This is a genomic window from Legionella qingyii (assembly GCF_003990155.1).
Taxonomy (GTDB): Bacteria; Pseudomonadota; Gammaproteobacteria; order Legionellales; family Legionellaceae; genus Legionella; species Legionella qingyii.
Map to the genome: position 1 here is coordinate 1 of NZ_RZGX01000050.1, position 1016 is coordinate 1016.

A 1016-nucleotide genomic window follows, 5' to 3' on the forward strand; every position below is an offset into this window, starting at 1 on the left:
GCCGGTATTCGGAGTTTGCATCGGTTTGGTAAGCCATGACAGCCCCCTAGCCGAAACAGTGCTCTACCCCCAGTAATCATTCACGAGGCGCTACCTAAATAGCTTTCGGGGAGAACCAGCTATCTCCGGGCTTGATTAGCCTTTCACTCCTAGTCACACGTCATCCGATAATTTTTCAACATTACCCGGTTCGGACCTCCAGTTGGTGTTACCCAACCTTCATCCTGCACATGACTAGATCGCCCGGTTTCGGGTCTACTCACAGCGACTCGCGCCCTATTCAGACTCGATTTCTCTACGGCTTCCTTATTCAGTTAACCTCGCCACTGAAAGTAACTCGCTGACCCATTATACAAAAGGTACGCAGTCACACCTCGAAGGTGCTCCCACTGCTTGTACGCAAACGGTTTCAGGTTCTATTTCACTCCCCTCTCCGGGGTTCTTTTCGCCTTTCCCTCACGGTACTGGTTCACTATCGGTCAGTAAGTAGTATTTAGCCTTGGATGATGGTCCACCCATATTCAACCAGGATTACACGTGTCCCGGCCTACTTCTTCGCGTGCTTAGTTCTTAATGCAACCTATATATACGGGGCTTTCACCCTCTATGGCCAACCTTCCCAAGTTGTTCTACTTCATTGCACTATAAATCACACCAGGCTCTTCCCCGTTCGCTCGCCGCTACTTGGAGAATCTCTTTTGATTTCTTTTCCTTCGGGTACTTAGATGTTTCAGTTCCCCGAGTTCGCCTCTACTACCTATGTATTCAGTAGCAGATGACCATGACTGCTCATGGCCGGGTTCCCCCATTCGGACATCTCCGGTTATTCGCTCGTTTCCAGCTCACCGAAGCTTTTCGCAGGATTCCACGTCCTTCATCGCCTCTTACTGCCAAGGCATCCACCGTTTGCGCTTCTCTTCTTGACCATATAATCTCAATTACCTCAGATCATATGACACTGTTTCAATACAAGTACGCTTGTGTTACCTCTTTATTTACCATTTTTTTAATGAACG

General features: G+C 48.4%; 1 rRNA gene. It reads right to left on the minus strand.

Annotated features, from left to right (window positions below):
* Window positions 1-926, minus strand: a 23S ribosomal RNA gene (locus ELY20_RS16715); the annotation flags it as partial.
* Between the last annotated feature and the right edge of the window lie 90 nt (window positions 927-1016).